Raw genomic sequence first — 24,823 nt, 5'->3', positions numbered from 1 at the left:
CGCATGATGAACCAGGACAAGATTATTGGACCCGTGAACATCGGGAACCCTGGCGAATTTACAATGCTTGAACTTGCGAAGGAAGTGCTTGACCTCACCGGTTCCAAGAGCAAGATTGTGTACAAGCCGCTTCCGGGTGACGACCCGAAGATGCGCCGCCCGAATATCGACCTCGCCAAGTCCGCACTCGGTTGGGAACCGACAATCCCGCTGCGCCAGGGTCTCGAGAAGACGATTGTCTACTTCGAGGAACTGCTCAAGTGCGAGCGCTAACAGTTTGTAGATACTAGGACTTGTCATGCCCGGCTTGACCGGGCATCTTTGTTTCTTTCAATAGAATTATTTGCTGCCTACGATTTTGCAGATAGGGCAGTTTTCGGGCTTGTGACCCATTGCCTTGCAGTACGTGCGCCCGAAGTAGATAATCTGCAGGTGGCGCTTTTCCCATTCTTCCTTCGGGAAAATCTTCTTGAGGTCGGCCTCGGTCTGTTCCACGCTACTGCCGTCCGATAGTCCCCAGCGCTTGGCTAGGCGGTGGATGTGCGTATCGACGGGGAAGGCGGGAATCTTGAAGATGTGGCTCATTACGACGCTTGCTGTCTTGTGGCCTACGCCGGGGAGTGATTCGAGTTCTTCGAAGGTGCGGGGGACTTCGCCGCCGTATTTCTCGACGAGCGTTTTCGACAGGTTATAGATGTTCTTGCTTTTCGTGTTGAAGAATCCGCACGGCTTGATGATTTCTGCAATCGCGTCGATGCCGAGCTTGACCGTGGCGGCGGGCGTTTTCGCTTTCTTGAACAACACCTTCGTTACCTGGTTCACGCGGATGTCGGTGCATTGCGCGCTCAATACGACGGCGACAAGCATCGTGTAGGCGTTTGAGTAGTCGAGCGGAATCGGCGGGTTCGGGAAGAGTTCGTCCAGCTTTTCGCCGATGAACTTGATCTTGTCCGTTTTTTTCATGTCCTGCGCCTCCTTTCGTCTTTCGTCTGTAGCGAGCCGCATTGCGACGCAGCATACTTTCGTCTAGTTTAGTCGCAGTCGCGCGTGAAGTCTTGTTGCATGTTGAAGCTGGGCATGTCGTCGGTCGGGTGGCCGACTTCGACGGCGGGGACGCCTGCGTATGTCGTGTGCGGGGGAACGTCGCAGAGCACCACCGCGCCCGCGCCAATCTTCGCGCAGTCGCCGATGTGGATGTTGCCGAGCAGCTGGGCGTGTGCACCGAGCATCACGCCGTTCCCGATTTTCGGGTGACGGTCGCCGGTCTCGTTGCCGGTACCGCCAAGCGTCACACCGTGCAAGAAGCTCACGTTGTTCCCGACAATTGCTGTTTCGCCGATGACGATGTTTGTAGCATGGTCAATCAGCAGGCCATGCCCGATTTTTGCTGCCGGGTGGATGTCCATGCCGAACTTGCGGCTCACGATGTTCTGGAGCATCTTGGCGGGGAACGGGCGGTTTTCCGTCCAGAGTGCGTGCGCCACGCGGTAGGCCTGCAGGCCCTGGAATCCCTTGAACAGCAGGAGCGGTTCGAGGTAGCTGGTGCAGGCAGGGTCGCGGAGTACGGTTGCGTTCAGGTCCTTGCAGGCGGAAACGAGCAGTTCGGGGTACTTGATGTACAGCGCGTTGAACATCTTCTCGAGTTCCGCACGGTCGATGACTTCGCCCGCGAGCTGACAGGCAAGTGTGACGGATAGCATGTCGGCAAAGTTCTTGCGGTTCAACACCTGCTCTTCGAGCATGAGCTTCGAAAGCGGTTCGTTGGCGGCTAGTTCCGAGGCCTCGTCGCGGAGGCGCTTTTCCATTTCTTCGACTGTCATAGCGAATGCAAATATAGAAATTTGCGGCGGCTGCGGTCTAGCAGGCGAGTTTAATGAGCGCGCGGGCCGGGATGTGGAACCATCCGGGCCTGAACTCGAGTTCGTAGCAGGCTTCGTAAACGGCCTTTGCTAGGATATACGGGGTGGCTGCACGCTCGAGGGTTTCGAGGTCGACATGCGTGGCGCTGGCATCTACATTCGCGGCTTGCGCGTAGCCTTCGAGGAAGGCTTTCTCGCATGCGGCAGGGCTCTTGCCGGATGTTGCTCCCGCGTACTGGAAACTGCGCAACATGCCTGCGACATCGACAAGCGGGGAGCGGAGCGCCCTTCGGTATTCGAGCGTGCGGGAGGGTTCACCTTCAAAGTCGAGAATCTTGAAATCTGCGGCGGAAACCAGCACCTGTCCCAGGTGGTAATCCCCGTGGATGCGCTGCGGTGTGAACAACTCGCTGCCGGTTGGCGCTCCGAACGCATCTTTCGCCATGCGCTTGAGTTTCGGCAATGCGGCTTTCACCCTTTCGGCGAGTTCGTGCATTTCATTGCCCGCGGAGTTTGTCGCATCTGCTGCGACCGCGCTGTTCAAAAGATGTTCCAGCTTGTCAAATGGAATTTCGGGATTCTGCGCAGGCGTGCCCGGGAGTCCCCTGAGGGCGCGGTGCATCTTCGCAGTCGCTGTCCCGAGAGCCTCGGCGCACGGCGCGTCCATCACGCGGTTGAAATACGCCCACGCATCCTGCATGCCGGTTGCACGTTCCTCGAGAATCCCGAGGGTGTAGCGTTTTCCCGTAGCATCTGCGTAGTAGCATGTGCCGTAGAGCTGCGGGCTCACGCCGGAGCGTTTGCGGTCGAGTTGCTCCATGATTTCGACCTCGGGGTGAATGCCCGGTAAAAGCCTGCGGTACAGCTTGAAGAAAAAATGCTCGGATGCGAATGCGGAATTGCTCTGCTCGGCATCGAGCGGGGCTATATCGAAAAGCTCGTGCAGGGAAACGTCTACGGGAAAATGCTCTGTCTGCATGAACATGAATTCGCCGGACGTTGTTCCGTATTTTGCCTTCTCGCACGAGAACACGTCATAGAAAAAGTCGGCGGTGCGGGTCTCGTCTTCGATGACGGCGTATAGGTCGGGCTCGCAGTTTTCGCTCGCGGCAAAAGTCACGCGGACGATGGAGAGGAATGTTTCCCCGATGGCGACGCGGTCCACGGTCTCGATGGATTCGATCTTGCGGCCCTTGCCCATGAACCAGCGCTTGCTTGCGATGTCTTGCATGCTATCCATGCTTTGAAAAATAGCAATAGAACTATTTCCGGGCTGTCAGTGCAGGGAAATATCCCTGCGTGCGGAGTGTCGCGAGAATCTTGAGCTTGTTTTCGAGCGGTTCGGCGGGAAACCCGTCCACCACGAACTGCGGAATCCGTTTTTGCGGCTTGAATTGCGGCGGCACATCACTGTAGTCGCCGAGTTGCCAGGCACAGAGCATCTTTGCGAGGAACTGTTCCCAGGGGAAAACATCTTTCGGGGTGAGGTAGAACCTGGCGGGCTTCTCGTAATCGCGGGCGTCGAGTAGGAGCGTGCCGTCCCTATAACATGCAAGAAGCGCAGCCTGCCTCTCTTTCATCTGAGTGGCGGGCTGCGCGGGAATAGTCAGAACGAGTTGCATTCGGCGCGGGCGTTATGCAGCGAGGACTTCGCGTTGGATTTGCATGTACTGGTAGCTGGAAATCAGCGTAATTTTCAGAATCAAATCGCGGGCAAGTCCGGCTTTGATGAGGGCCCTAGCGTAGTTCAGCTTGTTCATGTCTGGTGATGTCATAGGAACCTCTGGGTGTTTTTGTTTTACATCCAGAAAATAGAATATTTTTGTGGCAAAAGCATGTCATTTTTTTTGGTAAGAAACAATGTGTAAAGTCTATCACACACTCCCCTTTTGCAAGAAAAATATAATCTGTTGATAAATAAGGAGTTACGAAACTGGTGCTCCAAAGTGTATTATTCCAGCCTAAAATCGCGCTGTGATTTATGTCACGCGTCAGATGCTTTTCAGGACGGGAAAACTCTCGCGGTAGCGGAGGAGCGGTTCGATTTCGATGCGTGCGGACACGATACATTCCGTATTGGAATCGGCCTTCGCGACAATGTTTCCGAACGGGTCGACAATGCGTGAATGCCCATTGTATTTGCTATCGGCGGTGACGCAGTTGACGGCGACGACATAGGCCTGGTTCTCGATGGCGCGCGCCTGCAATAGCGTATCCCAGTGCAGGATTCTTTCGGCAGGCCAGGCGGCCTGCACGGTCAGGAGGTTCGCTCCCGCCTTGACCGCATCGCGGTAGAGCTCCGGGAATCGTAGGTCGAAACAGATGGTCGGCGCTATGTTCCATTCCTGTATTTTAAACAAACTAATGTCCTGCCCGGCGGTGAATTTTTCCTGCTCCATGAAGAAGGGCTTCCGCTTGTCGTAGCTTGCGTATTCGTGCGGGTTTCCGGACAGGTAGACGCTTGCGTGGTTCGCGAGCGAAGGGCCTTTGCGCGATATCCCTGCGCCCATGACGGCGCACCCTGTCTGGCTTGCGAGTTTGTTCAAAAAACTTGCCGTTTCTCCGCTTGATTCGTCGGAAAAGTCTTCGGCGGCCCTCTCGGGGTGCAAGGGAAGGTAGCCTGTGGCGAACATTTCGGGCAGCACGATGAGCCCGGGAACGGAATCCTCGGTTCGTTTGCGGATTTCGCGGGTGAGCGTTTCGACCTTTTCGAAATTCCTGGCCTTGTCGTTCGGCGCGATTTCCATCTGCACTAGAAAAATATCGAGCATACGCAGAGAAATATAAAATTTGGTGGACTGCGGCGGCATAAAATTCTAATTTAGTATCCATGAGATTTCGATCCCTGCTCCTTATAGCCCTGTTCCTGGCGGCGAACCTGTTTGCGGCGACCCCTACGCCTGTCGTGGGCGTGGTCCTCGAAATGGGTTCGGACCTGCCGCTTGACGGAGTTCAGATTACCTACCGCTCCGGCAAAAAACTCGGCAAGACATCCTCGGATGGACGTTTCGAATTTACCGTGGATTCGAAGAACGCGTCGCTTGTTTTCCAGAAGGAAGGCTACGACAGCGTGTATGTGGACCTGCAGGATTTTGCGGACCTGCTCGACATGGTCGTGACGCTCTCGACCGACCTCCGCGACCTCGGCTCGAGTACGATTGTGGGCGGCGGTGAACCTGAGAAGTGGGAACCGCAACGCAAGGTGTCGGTCGACAAGCTCGAAGATGCGGCGGGCATGCGCTTTGACTTGACGGAACACCTGGGGCAGATGCCGGGAATTTCCGGACAGAAGGATTTCAGCAGCGCGCTCTACTACGACGGCTCCCGCGCGGGCGACGTGGCCTACCACCTGGGGCGGCTCCGCATCCCGAACATGCGCCACCTCGATGTCGGGTTCCCCGGCAACCTTTCGGTGGTGAACCCGCACATATTGAGCGGCATCGAGATTCATGACCACTACGGCAGCGGCCCGATCGGCCAGGGCCTTGCGACTTCGGTGCAGTATATTCCCGAGCAGACGAAGGGCGAGTGGGGACTCAAGGGGGCTGCGGGCCTCACGGTGCAGGAAATCCAGTTCGATTCCCCGTTCCTTTTCTGGGACAGCTTCCGTTTCGCGTTCCGCAGGCTCGATGGCGAGATGCTCAAGAACCTGGGCGAAAAGTTCTTCACCGAATTCAGGAAGCGCGATGGCGACTGCGTGGATGATTGTCGCGTGAAATCCTCCGACCCCTTCGATCTTTCGGCGATGGATTTCTATGCACAACTTAACGGCTCCGATTCAATGGGCAACACCTGGGCGCTCCGGGCCCTGTACAGTACCGACGAATACTCCATCAGCCAGGACACGACTACTGCGTACGATCAGGTGAACGAAGTCGACATCATCAAGGGGAACCAGGATTACCTGGTCATCGGAGCGGAATACAATTCCAAGTTCGGGACAAGCCTGCATGCGGGATTCGTGCGCGAAAACGTGGGCGACACCCTGCAGGATACGACCGGATTCCGCAACTCCGTCTCGTCGAGGGAGATGGCTGCCTTTATCGACGCCTACGAGATGACGCATACGGTCATTAGCGCCGGTGCGGACAAGGAATTCAAGGCGAAACTGCTCGGTTCCAAGGTGAGCGGTGCCCTGCTCTATGAGCAGCATTTTGTCGACCGCAGTTACCTGGACTTTGGAGGCAAGCAGGAAGACGACTATACGACGGGTGTGCTTTCGGGCGTGAGCCGCTTTGACTGGAAGTCGGATTATTCGCAGACAATCTTTTCGCTCGGTGCGGTGGCCGACGCTATTGACCACAATGCGCGCCCGACGGTCTCGCTCGATTTCGAGAAGAACCTGAGCGAAAAGGATTCCACGTATTGGCGCCTGTTCAGCAGCGCGGCCTACCGCAGTGACTGGAAATACCTCTACGATGACGGAAACCTGACGGGAAGGCTTGAAACGGGCGCTTCGGCGAAGGTGGGACTTGGCTACAATTCCAAGTACCTGATTGCGCGGGCGAGCGGCTTTGGCCGCTACTACTTCGACCCGGTGCTGCCCCTGCCCAAGGCCTATGCGCAGTACAGGGACATTACTCCCGTGGAATTCGCCTGGGTGCTCGGTGCGAATGCGAAGGTGGATTGGAAGACTTCGCACCATTTCTCGATGTCAACGAACGTGAGTTCCGTCTATGGCGAATACGAACTCGAAGGTACCGGTTCGCTCCCGTGGGAAGCGAATTCGAGATTCGATATCGTTTCGCATTTCCGCTACTACCCGCGCAAGGATTCGCTGTTCTCGATTATCCTCACGCACCATGCGGCGTTGCACCGTCCGCTCTATTTTTACGATATCAAGCCCTCGGACCAGGAAAACCAGATACTCGGGACGCGCAGGCTCCGCGACCTGGAGGAATTTACCGATTTCTTCCGTACGGATGTGCGCGTGAATCTCGATATTGTCCGCGACAAGGGTTGGTTCCGCAAATCCAGATTCTACCTGGAACTGGATAATTTGTTCGGGAACCTCGACGTGGATGCGCTCAAGTTCCTGGGTTCCGAGAACGCCCGCGAACGTTCCTGGGTCACGAAGGACGGCGACAAGAATTCGGACAATGGCTACAGGCTCGAACCGTTCATGGCGAAGGGTATGGGACTATACTTCCAGTTTGGCGTGGAAGTGCTGCTTGGAATATGATGAAGGCGCTGCTTTTTTGTCTGTCGCTCCTTGCAGCGTCGGTGATGGCGCACGAGACGGATGCCAGGTTCGAACCGCCGAAGCCGAAGGAGCCGAAGCGCTTCTGTGCGGAGGTCCAAAAGTGGATCGAATACGCATCGTCTAACAAGGACCTCGTGGAAATAACCAATGAACCCCTGCTTGTCATGGACTTGCGCTACGGAACTTTCAACAACGTAACGGGGCACGACCTGTATTGCGGCGAGCAGAGGGCCTTTGTCCACAGGGATGCCTACGCAAAACTCAAGAAGACCTTTGCCATCATGGAAAAGGAGATGCCCGGCTCGAAGCTCGTGATTTTCGATGCGGCGCGCCCCATTTATGCGCAGGCGGCACTCAAGAAGACTGTGCAGGGGACTCCGTACACCAACTTCGTCTCGTCGGCGGTGAGGGGCGGATTGCACAACTACGGCCTCGCGCTGGACCTAAGCATTACCGATAGCTCGGGTGCGCTGCTCGACATGGGGACGGATTTCGATTCGTTTGAACGCTGTGCGGGCGCGGTAGGTGAGGCGGATGCGCTCAAGAGCGGGCGCCTGACGCAGGAACAGGTTGACAACAGGAACAAGTTGCGCCGTATCATGAAGGCCGCCGGCTGGGTGATGCTGAAACACGAATGGTGGCACTTCAACGCCTACACGAGCACTTACACGCGGGAACACTACAAGTTGTTTCCGATGTAAGGCGGTTCACGTCAACCTCGTTCAGAAAGATCTATTTCGTATTAGACAGGATGTCGCTTTTGGAAACGTGAAGGAGGCTGACTGCTTCTTCACGAGTCAACTTGCCGGCATTTACCAAGATATTGGCGATTTCTCGTGCTTTGTCTTCGCCTCCTTGCAAGTACGAGCCTTGTTTTTCATAAAGCATGTCGGTCATTCCGTCAACCTCGTTCAATAGAGTTTCATCCGTATACCCGTTTCTCTGTTTACTTTTGCGCACTAGAGCTTTTAGCGGCAAGCCGAGCCTTCGCCTCGGCAATCATTTCCGAAGACACTCCCAATTCTTGGAAAACATCAATAGCATCTGCATGCCCTTTAGATTCACCGCGAGCTTCAGCAGCAATAATTTTTCCGGCAGCCCAGCATTCGTAATCTTCCTTCGTCGTCATGTCGTGCTCCTGTGCTTCCAAAAGTTTGTCGTCGGCGTTTTCCACACGAATCCGGTCGAGCGCCTCCTCGACGATTTCGCTACCGAAATCCGGAAGTTCTCCGCCGTCCCGAGCATGGTTCAGCAGGTAGAGCCACATCTCGGCGGACCCCTTCACTTCGTCGGCAGACTTCGTGAAGTTAGGGACGCTAAGGAAAATATACTTATTTTTCTTTGAAAGAGGAACCGCCATTCCATTTCTGATGGCATGTCTGCTGTAAAGTGACCATTCGTCCCAATATTCGCCTTTCGCGTCGGGCAGGTCAAAGTCGCAAATCCAGACGGAAATGGTCTCTGGCAACTGGTAGCGACGTTTTTCCTGTTCATACCTTTGCAACGCCTTGAATTCTGCGGATTCTTCCATTTCCTTTCGCCCCTTGATGACAAGAAAAGCCTTGTAGAGGATGGTGCGGTCGATGAAGTAGTCGTGCTCCAAGCGTTGCATTTCGATATTCAAAAAGCGTCCGCTGCCGGTTGTTGCGAAGATGTCGAAGATGACCTTCTTGCGCTGCGGTACGCGGAATTCGATAGGCTTTTCGAAGTGAAAACGAAGCTGCTTGATCATTTCGTCGCCTTCGAGTTCAAGAACCCCGTTCAGAAAGTCCTTCAAGGCGTCTTCGTTGTCGAAAAGTTCCTTGAAAGCCGGGTCGTAGGTCGGATCGAGATAGACCTTGCCTTTGAATGCCTCTGGGATCGGCTTGTTGCGGACTACATTGCGTTTTTTGCTCATTTAATCTCCCCTTTGGGTTGATGACACCCCGGAATTGGGGTGTGCCTACCTATAAAAACGATCGAAACGCGAAAATGTTTCGTTTTGGCCGTTTTTTTCTTCGGACTCGCGAAAATGAGGGTGAGGGAACACTTATCTTGTATTGTCAAAAAATGCTTAAATGCATTTAAATGTGTGATATAAGGCAAAATTTTGCATTATTTGTATTGTAAATTGCGATGTTATGCCAAAATTAATATATGTTTGAAACATGAAATCCATTGCCGATTACCTGGATTACCGTGAGTTCCTTTCGGATTTTTATACCGAAAACAAGAAACGTTACGGTTTTACATGGCGCGAATTCGCGAAAAATTGCGGGTTTGCGTCTCCAGTGTATCTCAAACAGGTTATTGATGGAAAGTACGACTTGAGCGAGAAGGCCGTTATCCAGGTGATTGACGGAATGCAATTGGTCGGTTACGAACGCGAATATTTTGCCGCGATGGTTGATTTTTGCCATGCCGAAGGACTGCTGAAGAAGCAAGAAAAACTTTCGGTGATGCTCGCTATTGCCGAACAGAGTAAGGTGAAGTCAGTTGAACTCGAAAAGTTCCGTTTTTTTGAATCGTACCTTAACCCGTTGATTCGTGAACTTGCTCCTGCGATGAGTGGGGCGACTCCCAGGGAAATGGCGAATGCGTGTCGTCCAAATCCAGGGAAGAAAGAAGTTGCCGATACGCTCAAGTTTCTACTTGAAACGGAATTCCTGACTAAGGACGAAAACGGATGCTTTGTGCAGACGGATCGGTCCATCGCAATGCCAGAACTGACCCCGGATGGGTTTTCTGCGGGAATACCGCTTCATCGCCAAATGGGGGAGCTTGCTCTCAAGGCGCTGGATTTTCCGCGATCTGAACGAAACATGACGGGTCTTACGCTTGGAATGTCTCGCAGGACTTATGACGAAGTTGTGCGGGAACTCGCCGAATGCCGCCGCAGAATTGTGGCCCTCGTGCAGCGCGATCCTGTTGTTGAACATGTCTACCGGCTGAATATGCAACTGTTTCCGCTGGCAGATGTCCAATCTTCAAGCCTTTTAAAACAAAAACACAATTCTTCCAAAAGGAGGAAAAGATGAAATCGTATGCGCATTCCCTATCAACCTGGAAGAACGTTGCCCTTATCGGGATCTTTACGTTCTTGCTTGCTGCCTGTGGTGACGATTCCAAGGCGGCTGGCGGTACCGAAGAAGATTCGGCTATTACCGCAATAAAAGACAAGACTGTTTCGGGCGTGTCGCAGAAGGGCCCGTTCGTGAAGGGGGCTTCTGTCACCGTGTACGAACTTGACGGGAAATCGCTTTCGCAGACAGGTCGAAGCTATGAAGGCAAGATAAAGAATGAGCGTGGCGAATTCTCGGTCGATGTCGTGAAACTCGAATCCCAGTATGCTTTGCTGAAGGCCGATGGCTACTATCGCAACGAAATTACGGGCGAGAAATCGAACAGTACCGTGACATTGTATGCGATGACAAATCTTTCTGACCGAAACGAAGTGAACGTGAACTTGCTTACGCATCTGGAATATGAACGTTCGCGCTATCTTGTAAAATATGAAAAAATGGGTGTAGGCAAAGCGAAGCTGCAGGCCGAAAGTGAAGTCCTCAAGAGTTTTGGGATTGAAGATGAATTTGAAAATTCAGAAAATTTGAATATCTTCGGCGAAGATGACGGAAGTGCAGCGCTCCTTGCAATCAGCGTCCTGATGCAGGGTGATTTGAAGGAGGCCGATTTTACAGAGCGTTTGACGGAATATGCGGATGACATTGAAGAAGATGGCGTGTGGGACGATAAGAAAACGGCTACGAAAATAGCGGATTGGGCATCGGAAAAGAGCCTTAATGGTGGCCTGACAACAATTCGCGACAATATTGCTGGATGGGAGCTGTCTGCTGATGTTCCCGCGTTTGAAAAGTATGTGAATAACTATTGGTGGCAGAATTATGGACTTGGATCATGCACTGAAAAACGGGAAGGGGAGGTACTGCAAAATACAAATGCGTTCAGTAAAAGTTATGAAACCTATTTTATTTGTAAAAAAGGTGTTTGGCGCGTGGCGACGGATATAGAGAAAGATACTTATAAGTGGTTGGAATCCTCAAAGGATGTCGCAGATGGCGAAGTACGTGCTGGGCAAGTAAACAAGGATATCTATTATATTTACGTTGCTGGTAAGAATGTTTGGCGCGTGGCGACTGACGTAGAAAAGGATACTTATAAGCAGGAGTGTTCCCAAGATGGAAAGATGTTCTATGGTAATGTGAATAAGACAACGAAATATGTTTGTGATAAAGGCATGTTTCGGACAGTGGAAGAATTTGAATTAGAAATAGATTCTGCTTGTACAAGCTATAATCTTGATGAATATTATGTTCCGCCAAAAGTTGATGGTGATAATAATTATTCTTATTACAAATGTACTGAAGATGGTTGGGTCTTTACCACTGAAAAATTGAATCAAGGAACAATGATTGACGAGCGTGATGGACGTGAATATAAGACAATTGGCATCAAGTCACAAATGTGGATGGCGGAGAATCTGAATTATGCGGATAGTATTAATTATCCAAGTTTGAAAGGTAATAGTTCGTGTTTTGATGACGATATTGCTAATTGTGAGAAATATGGGCGTGTTTATCGCTGGGGGGCAGTTGTTGATTCGATATGCCCTAAGGAATGGCATGTTCCTTCAGCGGATGAATACGAAGAGCTTCTTTTAAATGTAGGCATTTTGCCTTGTCGAAACTATACCTGTAGTGTTAATAGTTCCAAATATTATGAAGGATATGAACTACAAGCGGTGGGTTATGATAATTGGCCGAATGCCACGGATACATATGGGTTTTCGGTCATCCCGTTTTTCAATGATGTTTTTTCAGGGTTGTCTGCTCATTTTTGGTCTTCAACACAAGGCCTTTATCTGGCTTTGATAAATAATTGGACCTACCTGTGGAATGCCAGTAAAGGAGACACTCCATCAATAGGGCTTTCTGTCCGTTGCCTCAAGGACTAGGGCGGCTAGAGCAACGCTGAAATACTGACGGCTCCCATTGGGGGCCGTTTTTTTACGGGAGAGCCTTAATACTGGCGCGCTTGAGGCGGTCGTTCAGCGCCATACCGACTCCGGTATTCGGAATCGGGTCCACGAGAATCAAGTCGTAATCGGGCGTATCCAGGTCGTGCATGTAGGCGTATAGCCTTGCGGTCGCCTCGGTCATGTCACCCGTTGCAGACAAGTTCACTGTGGCGGGGATTGCTCCGGCCTGGTTCCCGAAAGCGATGCGTGCGGTATGCTCCGGCAGTTTGTAACCAGCGGGCACTTCTCCGAAATAGAGCGGCACCTGCGGGCGGTAATGCGTGTCGCACTGGCCCGGCGCCTGCATGGCCTGCCCGGGCTTGCTCGTGGATTCCTTGACGGCGACATTGCCGAGAACCTTCGCGAACATCTCGGGCGTAATCGCACCCGGGCGCAGTACCGTGGGCGTTTTTCCCGCGAGCGATATGATGGAGCTTTCAACCCCGACGCTGCAGGGGCCGCCATCGACGATGCCCGCGATGCGGTCGGCGAGTTGCGCAGCCACGTGTTCCGCGGTGGTGGGGCTCACGTGCTTGAACAGGTTTGCGCTCGGGGCCGCAAGCGGGAGTCCCGATTCCTTGATAATCGCCTGCGCTACGGGGTGGCTCGGGAACCTTACCGCCACCGAGGGCAGCCCGCTCGTGCAAAGGTCGGGGATGCAGTCCTTCTTGGGGAGGATGATGGTCATCGGCCCGGGCCAGAAGGCTTCTGCCAGCCGGTATGCGGCATCGGGAATATCGCGGGCGACGTTCTCCAGTTCCGCGATGTCGGCAATATGCACGATAAGCGGGTCGAACGTGGGCCGTTCCTTCGCGGCGAAAATCTTCGCGAGCGCTTCGGGATTGTATGCGTTCCCCGCAAGCCCATAGACGGTCTCTGTCGGGATGGCGACCACTTCGCCTTCCTTGAGGAGCCTGGCGGCTTCTGAAACGCTTGTCCAAGGGGGGAACTTCATTATGGCACAAAAATAAAAAAAGGATGGCAAGTTTGCCATCCCTTTAAGATTGTCTTTTGCTTGCGGTTATGCTTCCGGAGCAGCGGCCGGAGCTTCTTGCTTCGGTTCGTCCTTGCGGCCAAACGCGAATACCTTGTCGCAGGCCCCGTTGAAGCGTTTCCAGACCTTGTCGCTCTGCTCGCGCGGCACTGCTCCCACGTCCTTCCACAGGCGGCGCAGGTGCTTGACCTTGTTCATGGCCTCGCCGACGGTCGCGTCGCTCAGGCCTTCGAGGAGGGCTTCTGCCTGTTCGCAGAGCAGCACTTTCTTCTGGAGGTTGTTCTGACGTGCCTGCTCCTGGATGTCGAGCTGGTCGCGGCGGCGGGTGAAGAAGTCGTCGCAGGCTTCGCGGAACGCCTTGTAGAGTTCCGTATCCTCGATGCCGCAGGAACCGATGGTGCGCCAGTCCTTCTGGAGGTCGCGCACGGCGTCGGCCAGCTGGTTGCTGCCAGCGCTTTCGGCAAACTGCTTCACCTTCTCGATCATCTCCTGCTTCTGAGCCTTGATCTTGGCGAGCTGCTTGCTGAGGGCCTCGTCGGTAGCTGCCTGGGCCGAGATGAACTGGTTCATCTTGGTGTTGAAACGTTCGTTCACGCTCTCGATGGATTCTTTCGGAATCATGCCGATGGACTTCCATTCCTCGTCGATGGCCTTGACCTGTTCAACGACTTCGGGCGTAATGTTGCTTACGTCGATGGTGTCGAGCTTGTCGCAAAGGGCCGTTTTCTTGGTGAGGTTTTCCTGCTTGGATGCGTCGAGCGTCTCGAAGTGGGCGCGCTTCTTTTCGAAGAAGGAGTCGCATGCCTTGCGGAAGCGTGTCCAGACTTCTTCGGACTTGCTCTTGGGCACGGGCCCTGTCGCCTTCCACATGTCCTGCAGTTGCTTTAACTTATTCGAAGTTGCGTTCCAGTCGGAAGATTCCTGCAGCGCCTCGGCCTGTTCGCAAAGCTTGAGCTTCTTTTCGAGGTTCGCTTCGCGGTTCTGGTCTTCCTGCTTGAGGCTTTCCTTGTACTGGGCGAAGAATGCACCGGTCGATGCCTTGAAGCGTTCCATGAGGGCGTTCAGGTTTTCCTTGGGTACCATGCCGATGTTCTTCCAGGATTCCTGGATCTCCTGCATGGCCTTGTACTTGTCTTTCCAGAACATCTCGGTGTTTGCGACAAGTTCGTCTACCTTCTGGCAGAGGGCTTCCTTGTCGGCAAGGTTCTTGACGCGTTCGGCCATGCGCTCTTCGATGAAGGGGGCGCAGTTCTGCTTAATCTGTTCGAACAAGGCTTGGAACTTGTCGCGGAATTCGGTAAACTTCGCGGCGGAGACGGGACCGATGTTCTTCCACTTGTTGCTGTATTCGCGCAGCTTGTCGAGGACATCCTGGCTGCCGGGCTCCTTCGCGAGCATTTCCATCTCTTCGAGGACGGTGGCACGGTCTTTTTCGTTGTGCCAGGATTCCCACTGGCGCATTTCCTGGAAGCGTTCGGTGGCGGACTTGTATTCGAGCCACAGGTCGTGGTACTTGAACTTCTGCTCGCCGACAATCGTCTTCCATTCCTGGAAGGCTTCGCGGAGCTTCTGGCTGATGACCTTGAAGTCATCGTTCTCGTCGAACGACTTGACGCGGTCTATGAGGGCGCGGAGTTTGGCGGAATTTTCTTCGAAGGTCTTTTGTGCGGAATCCTCGAATGCGGAAATCTTTTCCTTGAGCTTGTTGCGCAGCGAATTGTAGGTCTGCAGGATCGGGTCTTCGCCTTCGAGCAGCGGGAGCTTCTCCCAGTCGCGGACAATGCCGTGGAGGTGCTTGGAAGTGCTCTCGTTCGCGTCGGTGTCGGCGAGGGCGCGGAGCATGTCGAGCAGCTGGGTGCGTGCCTGGGTCTCGTCCGTCGCCGCTGCAGGTTTTTCGCCTTCGGCAGGCTGATCCTGCTTCTTGAGTTCCTGGCTGCGAACGAGCGCGAGGTTGAAACGCTTCACGCTTGCGGCATCCATGATGGATTTCTGTGCGTTCCATTCGTCGATAATCTCGGCGATGCGGTCTGCCTTTTCGGCGGCGTTCTCGCTATCGAGGATGCTTTCGACTTCTTCGAGCGTCTGGGTGAGGTGCGTGCGCTTTTCGGCCTTTTCGGCTTCGGCATTTTCGGCGGCGATGCGTGCTGCGTCGGCCTCGTTCACGAACTTGATGAAGCTTGCGTAGATTTCGTCGAGGGTCGCCTGGTCCGGACCCATGCCCAAGGTCCTAGCTTCCTGCATCAGGGCGTCGAACTGCGGCTTGACGGCGAGCGGATCCTTCTGGGCGGCGAAATGGTGGGCCTGCTGGACGAGCGCGTTCCTCTTGCCGGCAAGGAGAGCCGCAGCCTTGCGGCCGCCGTCTTCGGTTTCCCTCTTGACGCGGAGCTTCTCGGCGGCAATTTTACGGACGGAGGAATGCTTGGAATTCTTGGAGATGTCGGTGAGCGAAGCTTCGGACTCGATGCGTTCGACGGCAGCCTTCGCGATGTCTTCCTTGGCGTCCCTGTTCGCGGCGAGGACGAGCACGTTCACCTTGCCCGTCTTCTTGATGAGTTCGAGGCGGAGCTCGGAACTGGGCAGGGACTTGGCGAGTTCATCGGCGTAGCGCGTGTCTTTCAGTTCGTCGATGAAACGGAGGACCTCTTCGTTTGCGGGTTCGCGGAAATCCTTGAGCTTCTTGGCGACCTCTTCGAAGTAGCGGGTTTCGGCCAGGCGGCGGATGCCGGCCTCGCTGTCCTTCTTCGAAATTGCAGCGAGTGACGGGATAATCGTCAACTTCTTTACGGCTGCGGTCCTTACGCTACTATCATCATCGGAAAGGGCGATTCGTTCCAGGGTGCTCTGTTCGCGCGGATCCATCTCGGTGACGGCCTCCATGCGCTTTTCGGGGTTGGAATTCTGCCATTTCGGTTTAAATGCGTCCAATAAGCTCATAAAAATCTCCAATAGGTGGACGAACCGGTTAAGGTTCGTATATCATAATCTAAATAAAAAGATAAGAGAACGTTTAAGAAAATGGCGAATTTTTGGCAATAAAGGGGGCTGAAATAGGGCTGTCTTTACCTATCTTTGGGGGTAAAATGGCAAAACGCATACCCAAAACGGAAGCGCCCGAGCAAATTCGGGTCAAATGCGCCCCGGAAACCCTGGAGCGGTTCTGCGAGGTCTATATCCCGCAGGCGCCCTCCGTCTATACCTACGGGGTGCCCTCCGGGCTGTTCGCTGGCCCTGAAATCCGGCGGGGGAGCGTGGTCTGGGTGCAGTTTGCCACACGCAAGGCGCCATCGCTTGCGGTTGTCGCGAAGGTGCATGCGGAAAGGCCCGCGTTCAACGTGCGGTGCGCCTACCCGCATGCGTCGGGCTACGTTTTTAGCGAACGGTACATGGAATCACTCGAGTGGGTGGCACGTTATTATATATGCACACCGATGAAGGCGCTGGATGTCTTTTGGCCTGCCGATTTCGGGAAGTATCTCGATGCGCTTGCGGCGCGGGAGACGGAACGTTCTGGCGAGAAAGGTGCGGCTGCCCAGATGCCCGCGCGCCCCGACGTGCCTCCGCTTACCGACGAACAGCAGGTGGCGCTCGACTCGCTCGTGGCCGACCTTTCGGGTACGGGCTTCCGGGGCTCGCTCTTGCATGGCGTGACCGGTTCCGGCAAGACGCGCGTGTACCAGGAACTTGCCTACGAGGCGTTGCGCCGTGGCAAGAAGGTCTTGATTCTCGTTCCCGAAATCGGGCTCACCCCGCAGACGGCGGGCCGGTTCGAGGACTTTTTGCAGGTGCCCGTGCACGTGCTGCACTCGGCGCTCTCCGCCCCGAAGCGGCGCGAATCCTTCGTCTCGATTCTGGAAGGGAGCGCGCGCGTTGTTCTTGGGACCCGGAGCGCGATACTTGCACCGTTCGATTTCGATGTCGTGATTCTCGACGAGGAGCACGATTCCTCGTTCAAGCAGCAGGACCCCGCCCCGCGCTACCATACCCGCGAACTCGCGTTCCACCTGGCCTACAAGTACGGGGCGCTCGTGGTACTCGGGAGCGCGACCCCCTGCATCGAGACCTTCCATAACGCAAGTACAGATAAATTAAAATACCTCAAGTTGCAGAAGCGCGCGACGTCGGCGAGCCTGCCCGAGGTGAGCATCGTCGATATGGGGAAGGTCCGCCAGCAGAAGGGAATCCTCATGTCGCCCGATTTGCGCGACGCCCTCGTGAAGTGCGTTGCGGATGGCGACCAGGCGATTGTGCTCATGAACCGTCGCGGGTATTCCAAGGTCCGCATTTGCGGGGAATGCGGCGAGACGCTCTACTGCAAAAACTGCCATGTGCCGCTCGTTTACCACAGGCAGTACAATTCCCTGCTGTGCCACTACTGCGGGCTGCTTTACCCGGTGAACACGCCGTGCCGTGCCTGCGGGGCCGAAACATACGAGTTCGTTGGCGGTGCCATCGAAAAGCTCGAGGAAGAAATCCTGGAGTGGGTGCCGGATGCAAAGATTGTGCGCATGGACCGCGATACCACGCAGAACGTGGGCTCGGTCGAGAAGATTCTGGAATCGTTCCGGAAGGGCGAATACAACATTCTACTCGGCACGCAGATGGTCGCGAAGGGCCACGATTTTCCGGGCGTGAAGTTCGTGGGCGTCGTGGGTGCCGACAGCGGTTTCGGGATGCCCGATTTCCGCAGTACGGAGAGGCTGTTCCAGTTGCTGAGCCAGACGGCGGGGCGTGCGGGCCGTGCCGGGGGTACGGGCCGCGTGCTAATCCAGACGCAGAACCCGAACGAGCCGGTGATGAACTTCGCACTCCACCACGATTTTGCGGGCTTTGCCGAGATGGAAACCCGCGACCGCAAGGACGCCTTTTACCCGCCGTTCTGCAAGATGGTGGAGGTCTCCTTCGGGAGCCGTGACGAGGGCGCCCTGCGCGATGCTGTCGCCCGCGTGGAAGCGCTTTGCCGTGCCGAAAAGAGCCTGATGGTCATGGGCCCGGTGGATGCGTTTATCCCCGTGGTGCAGAACGTTCGCTGGGTAAAACTGTACCTGAAGTCGAACGACCTCTCGGCGGTGCGCCGTATTCTTTCGCCTGTCGTGAACGCGCCGAAACCCGTGTTCCCCGGCGTAGATATCAAGGTGGAAATCGAATAAAGAAAGGGTCCCGGTAAAAACCGGAACCCTGTTTTGAAATTGCGCGCGATGTATTAGCCGCAGTAGAAGTACGTCTTCACGAGCTTCTGCATGGCGGTCTTGGACTTCGTGACCTGGGCGCGGAGCGTCTTGTCCTTGAAGGCCTTGAGCTGGGCCATGATGCCGTCGATCATGGCGGGGCTGAATACGCCGAACTCCTCGTACACCTTCCTCTGCTTGGCAAGGCAGTCGGCAGATGCCCAGCAGCTGTCCGGCAGAGTGTCGAGCTTGCTCAAAAGCTTCGCATTTTCCTTCTTGTGGATGTTCACGTTCACGTAGGTCTGCTCGGCCACCTTCAGGCCGTCCTTGAGGCTAAGCCCGTAGCGGCAGGCGACGCAGAGGCCGGCCATGAGCAGGTACACGTTGGCGGATGCATCCGGGGAGCGCATTTCCACAGTCTGTTTCTGGTGCGTGTCGTAGCTCGTGCCCTTTTCATTCGGGTTCGCGATTTTGCAGAGGTCGGTCTTCGATGCCCAGCCGAGCGGTACGCGCACGAGCACGGAGCGGTTGCGGTCGCCCCAGCACACGTTGGTCGGGGCTTCCTGGTGGGGCACCAGGCGCAGGTAAGATGTCGGGTTCTGGTTGCCGAACGCGGTGATGGACGGGGCGAGCTTCATCATGCCGGCGATGGCGCGGCGGGCGGTTTCGCTGATGACTCCGTTCTTGAGCATCTGGTTGTTGCCGTCCTTCATGATGCGCATGTGGATGTGAAGGCCCGAACCCGCCTTGCCAACGGTAATCTTCGGGGCAAACGTCACGTCGAGGCCGAGCTGTGCGCCGAGGTTACGGATAATCCACTTGGCGATGGTGAGCTGGTTGGCCGCGTCTTCTGCCGGGCAGGGGAGGAACTCGATTTCGTTCTGCTCGTAGAGCTTGCCGTCTTGCGTGAAATTGCCCACTTCGCTGTGGCCGTACTTGATCTGGCCGCCCGCCTGCGCGATGTAGAGCATGCACTGCTGGCGGAACTCGTTGAACTTCGCAAACGGGGCGGATTCGTGGTAGCCCTTCTGGTCCACTGCCGGGAATTCGCCCATGTCGTCGGCAATCACGTAGTATTCCAGTTCGCCCATGGCCTGGAATTCCATGCCGGTCTCCTTCTTGAAGGCTTCGCATGCCTTGTGGAGCGTGTATTCCGGGGAAGATTCCAGCGGCTGTCCGTCCTTGTTGAAGAAGGAGCAGAGCAGGCAGAGGGTCGGGAGTTCCGCAAACGGGTCCATGAATGCGGAGGAGAATTTCGGCACCACGTAGAGGTCGGAAGAAGAGGCCTCGATGTAGCTGAACAGCGAGGAGCCGTCCACGCGTTCGCCGCAGCTGAGGATTTCGTCCAGGTAGTCGGCATCGTTGATTACGAAGTTGAGAGTCTTCAGGCGGCCGTCTCCGCCGGCGTACATGAAGTTCAGGTGGCGGATGCCGTTGTCGAAGATGTACTTCTTGATATCTTCCTTGGTGAATTTGTCGCGGGGTTTCTTGAGGGCCGTGACGAGCGCGTTAGCGGAATAGGAGGTAGATGCCATTTATTTTTCCTTGTTTTTTATTGTTTTTCATTTTTTTTGAAAATATTGCTGTCTACAATCTACCATTTTTCTTACAAAAAAGAAAACACTATACGAAAAAATTTTTCATATAGTGTAAAATTACGTCATTTTGTAATTATTTACGCTAAAACGCCGAAAATGCCTACGAGGGGGAACCCCTCCCTAGTCTTTACTTTCTTTTCTTTTTCTGCTTGGGCGGCGTGTAGTTAGAGCCAATCTGGCCGCCGTTGTTCTGCTTGCGGGCCATGTCGCCCACCTTCTTGAACATTTCCTTCATGTCGTCGTACTGCTTGAGCACGGCGTTCACGCGCGAAATTTCGGTACCCGAGCCCTTCGCGATGCGGTTCTTGCGGCTGCCGTCGAGAATCTGCGGCTTCTTCCTTTCCTTCGGGGTCATGGAGCTGAGGATGGCTTCCACATAAACTAACTGCTTCTCGTCAATCTGGTCGAGCGGTAGTTTGTTCAAACCCGGGATGAGCCCGAGGATATCCTTGATGCGGCCGAGTTTCTTGATGGTGCGGAGCTGGTTCAAGAAATCGTTCAGGTCGAACGTGTTGTTGAGAATCTTCTTCTTGAGGTCCTTCGCATCCTTCTCGTCGATGACCTGCTGCGCCTTTTCCACGAGGCTCACTACGTCGCCCATGCCGAGAATGCGGCTCGCCATGCGGTCGGGGTGGAACAGTTCGATGTCGGGGAGTTTTTCGCCCACGCCGATAAAGCATATGGGCACGCCCGTCATCTTCTTGATGCTGAGGGCCGCACCGCCGCGGGTGTCGCCGTCCATCTTCGAGAGGCACACGCCCGTAAACGAGAGGCGCTGCCAGAAGGTCTCGGCCACGTTCACCGCTTCCTGGCCGATCATCGCGTCGGCCACGAATAGGATTTCGTCGGGGTGGACGGCTTCCTTCGCCTTCTCGAGTTCCTGCATCAGCTCTTCGTCAATCTGCAGGCGGCCTGCGGTATCGTAAATCACGAGGTCGAAGCCGTTGTCCTTTGCGTACTGGTAGCCGTGCTTGATGATTTCCACCGGGTCGCCCTGGCCTTCTTCGTAGACCGGGATGCCGATAGACTTGCCGAGTACCTGCAATTGCTTGATGGCTGCCGGGCGGTACACGTCCGCTGCCACGAGGAGCGGCTTCCTCTTCTTCTTGCTGCGCATCCAGAGGGCGATCTTGCCGGCGAAGGTCGTCTTGCCGGAACCCTGGAGACCCGCCATCATGATGCCGACCGGAGCGGGGCCGGAGAGGTTAATTTCCTTGGTTTCGCCACCCATGACGGCAACGAGCTCGTCGTGGATGATTTTCACAATCTGTTGACCGGGGGTCACGGAGTTGAGCACCTCGCTCCCGAGGGCCTTTTCCTTGACGGCCTTCACGAAGTCGCGGGTCACGTTGAAGTTCACGTCTGCTTCGAGGAAGGCGCGGCGCACTTCGCGCAGCGATTCGGCAACGTTTTCTTCGGTGAGCTTGCCCTGCCCGCGCAGGTTCTTGAGGGTAGATTCTAGAGAGTCGGTCAATTGTGAAAACATAGTAGGCCAAATGTAGCAAAAACGAATTTTCCGTTGGATGGACCGGATGTCCGTGGTGCCTGTTTTTGCCGAAAAATCCCATAAATGTTGCTGTAAGCAATTCGTAATAAGTTATTTTGCGAAAAAACGGGGTTAGTCATTGAAAACAAACTTTATTTGTTATATTTGACGCATCCCCCAAAACCGTTTTTTTATACACCTCAAAAAAACGGAGGGCAGGGCTGCAAGGCCCTGTCTTTTTTTATATTTACGCGCGTTTATGGTCGATGCGATACTGAACAAGTTCTATAGGCCGCCGAAGTTCAAGAAAAACGGTGATGTGAAGGATGTGCTTGTTGTGGCGCTTCCGATGCTCCTGTCGATGTCGTTCGATACCTTCATGACGTTTATCGACAGGTTGTTTCTCTCAAAGCTCGGACCTGCCGAAATGAACGCAGCGCTTGGTGCGGGCGCGGTGCAGCTTGCGCTTACGACCTTTTTTACCGGAGCCATTAGTTACACGACTGCGATGGTGGCGCAACGCCTGGGCGCAAAACGTCAGGGGGACTGTGCGAAGGTCTTTATGCAGGCGCTCTATGTTTCGATAGTCGCGGTGCCGCTTTTGTATTTGACCATCCCCATTGGGCACTGGGTGTTTGGACTCGAACACCTGTCGGCCGACCAGCTGGAATATCAGAAAACTTACTTCAACATCTTGATGTTTGGCGGCGCCATAACGCTTGTGCGAAATGTGGCCCCTTGCTTTTTTAGTGGCATTGGCGAAACCAAGATTGTAATGCAGGCAGCCTTTGTCGGGATGATCGTGAATGTGGCCTGCAATTTTTTGCTGATATTCGGTTGCGGGCCTATTCCGGCACTGGGCGTTGCAGGGGCCGCTTACGGAACGCTGATTGGCAATCTGGTATCGACTGTTATTTTGTTTGCAAAATTCTGGGGCAGGTCGTGCAATGCCCGCTTTAGCACGCGCCGCTCGTTTGCGTTTAGCGGGGCGCTTACCCGCGAACTTCTGCAGAAGGGGATTCCCTCGGGTGTCGAGATGTTCCTGAACATGTCGGCGTTCCAGATGCTTATTCTCATGTTCCATGCTCTCGGATCGGAATCGGCGACGGCATCCTCGGTCATGTTCAACTGGGACATGGTGGCTTACGTTCCGCTGATGGGGCTCGAAGTCGCATCGACAAGCCTTGTGGGGCGCTACGTGGGAGCGAGGGACGGCGCCGCAGCATCGCGTTCAACTTATTCCGGGTTGAAACTCGGCTGGGGGTATTCCCTCGTCATGGGAATTTTCTTCGTATTCTTGCCGGGAGTGCTGACCGATATATTCAGGCCCGACATGGCGGAGGCATCGTCCGGGGCGATTGCGATTTTCGATGCCGCTCGCCCCATGAGCATCTTCATGCTGCGCATAGCGACCTTCTATATCTTCGTGGAGGTGCTGCTTGTTATCTATGCGGGAGCGCTTCGCGGTGCAGGCGATACGCTGTGGGTGATGTTTGCTAGCGCCATCATGAACTGGTGCGTGGCGGGGGCGCTGTATGTTGCCGCCTACGTCTATCACCTGCCGGCCCATTACGCCTGGATTGCTGTTGTTGCAGTCTACAGTACGGCGCCGATTATTTTCTGGCGTCGTTGGAAGAGCGGCAAGTGGCGCAAGTGCGTGATGGAAAAAGACCGCCCTGCTTCTTAATCCTTTATCCGTCAAGCGAAATCTCGACGATCTCCATGATTTCTTCGGCGTATTCCAGCTGCTTGGAAAGAATCTTGATTGCGCCAATCTTGATGGACTGCGCGTCGGCTGCCGCATTGCCCGCGAGTTCGCGCGTAAAGAACCGTGCTAGGTTCCAGAAGAATAGGGCGAACATGAGCTTGCCCTGCTCGCGTCCTTCGAAGAGACACTTGGAGTAATGGCGGTAGACGAGGTAGGCGAGTAGTCTCGCGCTTTCTGTTTCCGAGAAGAATCCCTGGTCTTCGAGAATCGTGGAATCCTTATCCAGGCGTCCTGCTTCTTGTGCGGCGTAGACCTTCGCCTTGATGCGTGCAAGAGCCGCGTCCCAGTCGGCGCCGTAGCTTTCCAGTTGCGCTAGGAATTCTACCATGGCGCTTGCGCTTTCGAAAGGTGCGAGCGGTTTGTCGCCTGTGTAGCCGAATGCTTGGTGGAGCCTTTCCTTGAAAGGGATGGATGTGTCGGCGAGCGCCTTGAAAATCTGTTCGCGGGCGAACATCACCTCGTCGCGGACTTCTCTGTCATCTTCGTCCATCTCGTCTTCGGGTTCATCGCATTCCTCGCTTGTGAAGGCGAGCGGGCCTTTGCCTTCGAGCAACAGCCGTGACGCTTCTTCGCAGCATAAACCCAGTCCACGCTCCATGATGTCGCCGTAGACTTCCACGAACCTCGGATGCTCGCGGCAGATTTCGCAGAGGGCGCCTGCGCCCAGGTGCGTGTAGATCTCGCAGAGGTTTTGCTTGTCCAAGAACGGGCAGCGGTCGTGGGGTAAAAGCTTGAAATGCCCGTCTTCGATGTTTTGGCGCAGCTTGTCGCCAAAAGCCCCTGCCACCTTGCGGTATGCCTTCTGCGATGCATCGTCGATGTCGATTTCCCAGCCCACGCAACATGTGTCGGTGCACCGCGAGGCGATGCACCTGAAGCTGTCGTAAAAGTCGGGCTTTCTTAAAATCAGCGACAAATCCCTGCGTCCAGAGTGCGCCAGATGCTTGTCTCGTTAGGCGTTCTTCACGCAGCGTACGGAAAGGGCGTCGGATCTGTAAACCCCTTCGATGTCGATGGAGTTTTCGGTGATGCTCATGCGGTAGGCGTTGGCCGTGCCGTATTCGTCCTTGCTCCAGAAGCGGGCGCGCCTGCCGAAATGGCGGAAGCTTCCGTCGTTGAAACGGTAACCGGCGGGCAGCGCGAAGAACCCGAAAGAATCCTTGCCGGGTTTCTGCCATACGCATGCGCTGCGGAGCTCGGAGCCGGTCGACTTGGGGTCTATATTGGCCATGAGCTCTTCCCATTCCTTGTTGCTCGGAATGTGCCAGCCTTCTGGGGCGATGCCCTGGAAGTTCGCGTCTTTCATCTTCTCGTACATGGCTAGGTCCTTTGCGGGAGACTGGTCTGCAAATTCCGCCGGGATGTCCAGGGCGGATGTCCAGGTGTAGAGCCTTCCGAATTTTTTGATGTTGGATTCCTCGTTGCCGGGAGCGAAGCTTGCGTTCGTCTTGAAACGCAGGTTCTCGGCCATCCAGACCTGGTTGCCGATTTTCACGGTGCGGTAGGTCTCGCCGTCGCGGGCGTCGGTAAAGGAGCCGTACTTGAATGCCTTGGCGTTCTTGGCCAGGCAGTCTTCGAAGGAAATCTTGTTTTTCGCTTCGGGGGATTCTTGTTTGGCCGCCTTGGATACGTGGACGCCGATACGGTATGCGGCGATTGCCACGATGATGATGCCGAGGACGACGAATGCGATGAAAGATGCGTGCATATGGAATCCTTTGTTTGGATGTTTTTTT

The 24,823-nt window shown here is 54.9% G+C and carries 20 protein-coding genes and 1 pseudogene; 7 read left to right on the top strand and 14 right to left on the bottom strand.

Annotated elements, in window-relative coordinates:
* Positions 1-273, top strand: a pseudogene (locus B4B27_RS02680) (SDR family NAD-dependent epimerase/dehydratase); the annotation flags it as partial.
* A gap of 66 nt (positions 274-339) precedes the next feature.
* Here B4B27_RS02680 and nth read toward each other — a convergent pair.
* The 6 genes from nth to B4B27_RS02650 all read right to left on the bottom strand — a co-directional run bounded on the left by nth (position 340) and on the right by B4B27_RS02650 (position 4,630).
* Positions 340-963 carry an endonuclease III gene (gene nth, locus B4B27_RS02675; RefSeq protein ID WP_290723404.1) on the bottom strand — a complete coding sequence of 208 codons (624 nt, stop codon included), beginning with the start codon at positions 961-963 and terminating at the stop codon, positions 340-342.
* Between the two features lie 68 nt (positions 964-1,031).
* On the bottom strand, positions 1,032-1,820 hold the full coding sequence (gene cysE / locus B4B27_RS02670; protein WP_072809692.1) for a serine O-acetyltransferase: 789 nt from the start codon (positions 1,818-1,820) through the stop codon (positions 1,032-1,034).
* Positions 1,821-1,857: 37 nt separating this feature from the next.
* Positions 1,858-3,099, bottom strand: a complete 1,242-nt coding sequence (locus B4B27_RS02665; RefSeq protein WP_290723399.1) for a phosphotransferase — start codon at positions 3,097-3,099, stop codon at positions 1,858-1,860.
* 22 nt (positions 3,100-3,121) lie between these two features.
* Positions 3,122-3,481: a hypothetical protein gene (locus B4B27_RS02660; protein ID WP_173365315.1), complete on the bottom strand. Its 360-nt coding sequence runs from the start codon at positions 3,479-3,481 to the stop codon at positions 3,122-3,124.
* A gap of 12 nt (positions 3,482-3,493) precedes the next feature.
* Complete coding sequence (locus B4B27_RS02655; RefSeq protein ID WP_173365295.1) at positions 3,494-3,634, bottom strand: hypothetical protein; 141 nt, start codon at positions 3,632-3,634, stop codon at positions 3,494-3,496.
* A 216-nt stretch (positions 3,635-3,850) separates the two neighbouring features.
* A complete protein-coding gene (locus tag B4B27_RS02650; protein WP_290723395.1) occupies positions 3,851-4,630 on the bottom strand; it encodes a nitrilase-related carbon-nitrogen hydrolase in 780 nt (259 codons plus the stop codon).
* A 59-nt stretch (positions 4,631-4,689) separates the two neighbouring features.
* On the opposite strand from B4B27_RS02650, the gene B4B27_RS02645 reads away from it, so the two are divergent.
* Positions 4,690-7,041, top strand: a complete 2,352-nt coding sequence (locus tag B4B27_RS02645) for a hypothetical protein (RefSeq protein ID WP_290723393.1) — start codon at positions 4,690-4,692, stop codon at positions 7,039-7,041.
* On the top strand, positions 7,038-7,763 hold the full coding sequence (locus B4B27_RS02640) for a M15 family metallopeptidase (RefSeq protein ID WP_290723391.1): 726 nt from the start codon (positions 7,038-7,040) through the stop codon (positions 7,761-7,763). Before B4B27_RS02645 ends, B4B27_RS02640 begins: the two co-directional genes overlap by 4 nt.
* A 31-nt stretch (positions 7,764-7,794) precedes the next feature.
* Here the strand turns inward: B4B27_RS02640 and B4B27_RS02635 are convergent, their stop codons facing one another.
* Together B4B27_RS02635 and B4B27_RS02630 are read right to left on the bottom strand one after the other, a co-directional pair.
* A complete protein-coding gene (locus B4B27_RS02635; RefSeq protein ID WP_290723389.1) occupies positions 7,795-7,959 on the bottom strand; it encodes a hypothetical protein in 165 nt (54 codons plus the stop codon).
* A 49-nt stretch (positions 7,960-8,008) separates the two neighbouring features.
* Positions 8,009-8,959 (bottom strand): PD-(D/E)XK nuclease family transposase, encoded by a 951-nt coding sequence (locus B4B27_RS02630; protein ID WP_290723387.1) that lies wholly within the window; start codon positions 8,957-8,959, stop codon positions 8,009-8,011.
* A gap of 250 nt (positions 8,960-9,209) precedes the next feature.
* On the opposite strand from B4B27_RS02630, the gene B4B27_RS02625 reads away from it, so the two are divergent.
* Positions 9,210-10,079 (top strand): TIGR02147 family protein, encoded by an 870-nt coding sequence (locus tag B4B27_RS02625; RefSeq protein ID WP_290723385.1) that lies wholly within the window; start codon positions 9,210-9,212, stop codon positions 10,077-10,079.
* The gene (locus tag B4B27_RS02620) at positions 10,076-12,013 is read left to right on the top strand and encodes an FISUMP domain-containing protein (RefSeq protein WP_290723383.1); all 1,938 of its coding nucleotides are present in this window, start codon (positions 10,076-10,078) and stop codon (positions 12,011-12,013) included. The genes B4B27_RS02625 and B4B27_RS02620 overlap by 4 nt, the downstream gene beginning before the upstream one ends.
* Positions 12,014-12,065: 52 nt before the next feature.
* Here the strand turns inward: B4B27_RS02620 and B4B27_RS02615 are convergent, their stop codons facing one another.
* Complete coding sequence (locus B4B27_RS02615; RefSeq protein ID WP_290723381.1) at positions 12,066-13,031, bottom strand: L-threonylcarbamoyladenylate synthase; 966 nt, start codon at positions 13,029-13,031, stop codon at positions 12,066-12,068.
* A gap of 66 nt (positions 13,032-13,097) precedes the next feature.
* Positions 13,098-16,004 (bottom strand): DUF349 domain-containing protein, encoded by a 2,907-nt coding sequence (locus tag B4B27_RS02610; protein ID WP_290723379.1) that lies wholly within the window; start codon positions 16,002-16,004, stop codon positions 13,098-13,100.
* Between the two features lie 146 nt (positions 16,005-16,150).
* Here B4B27_RS02610 and priA point away from each other — a divergent pair, with 146 nt between their 5' ends.
* Entirely contained in the window at positions 16,151-18,217 is a 2,067-nt protein-coding gene (gene priA, locus B4B27_RS02605; protein WP_290723377.1) for a replication restart helicase PriA, read from the top strand.
* A gap of 53 nt (positions 18,218-18,270) precedes the next feature.
* Here the strand turns inward: priA and B4B27_RS02600 are convergent, their stop codons facing one another.
* Positions 18,271-19,770 carry a glutamine synthetase family protein gene (locus tag B4B27_RS02600; RefSeq protein WP_290723375.1) on the bottom strand — a complete coding sequence of 500 codons (1,500 nt, stop codon included), beginning with the start codon at positions 19,768-19,770 and terminating at the stop codon, positions 18,271-18,273.
* Positions 19,771-19,960: 190 nt separating this feature from the next.
* Positions 19,961-21,319: a signal recognition particle protein gene (gene ffh / locus B4B27_RS02595; protein WP_290723374.1), complete on the bottom strand. Its 1,359-nt coding sequence runs from the start codon at positions 21,317-21,319 to the stop codon at positions 19,961-19,963.
* A gap of 259 nt (positions 21,320-21,578) precedes the next feature.
* Here ffh and B4B27_RS02590 point away from each other — a divergent pair, with 259 nt between their 5' ends.
* The gene (locus B4B27_RS02590) at positions 21,579-23,006 is read left to right on the top strand and encodes an MATE family efflux transporter (protein WP_290723372.1); all 1,428 of its coding nucleotides are present in this window, start codon (positions 21,579-21,581) and stop codon (positions 23,004-23,006) included.
* Positions 23,007-23,010: 4 nt separating this feature from the next.
* On the opposite strand, the gene fliB is transcribed toward B4B27_RS02590, so the two are convergent.
* Both fliB and B4B27_RS02580 read right to left on the bottom strand, forming a co-directional pair.
* Positions 23,011-24,003 (bottom strand): flagellin lysine-N-methylase, encoded by a 993-nt coding sequence (fliB, locus tag B4B27_RS02585; protein WP_290723370.1) that lies wholly within the window; start codon positions 24,001-24,003, stop codon positions 23,011-23,013.
* A 36-nt stretch (positions 24,004-24,039) separates the two neighbouring features.
* Complete coding sequence (locus tag B4B27_RS02580) at positions 24,040-24,795, bottom strand: fibrobacter succinogenes major paralogous domain-containing protein (protein WP_290723368.1); 756 nt, start codon at positions 24,793-24,795, stop codon at positions 24,040-24,042.
* Positions 24,796-24,823 lie beyond the last annotated feature (28 nt).

Source organism: Fibrobacter sp. UBA2449 (genome assembly GCF_002342555.1).
Classification (GTDB): Bacteria; Fibrobacterota; Fibrobacteria; order Fibrobacterales; family Fibrobacteraceae; genus Fibrobacter.
This window is presented reverse-complemented; position numbering and strand designations above follow the sequence as displayed.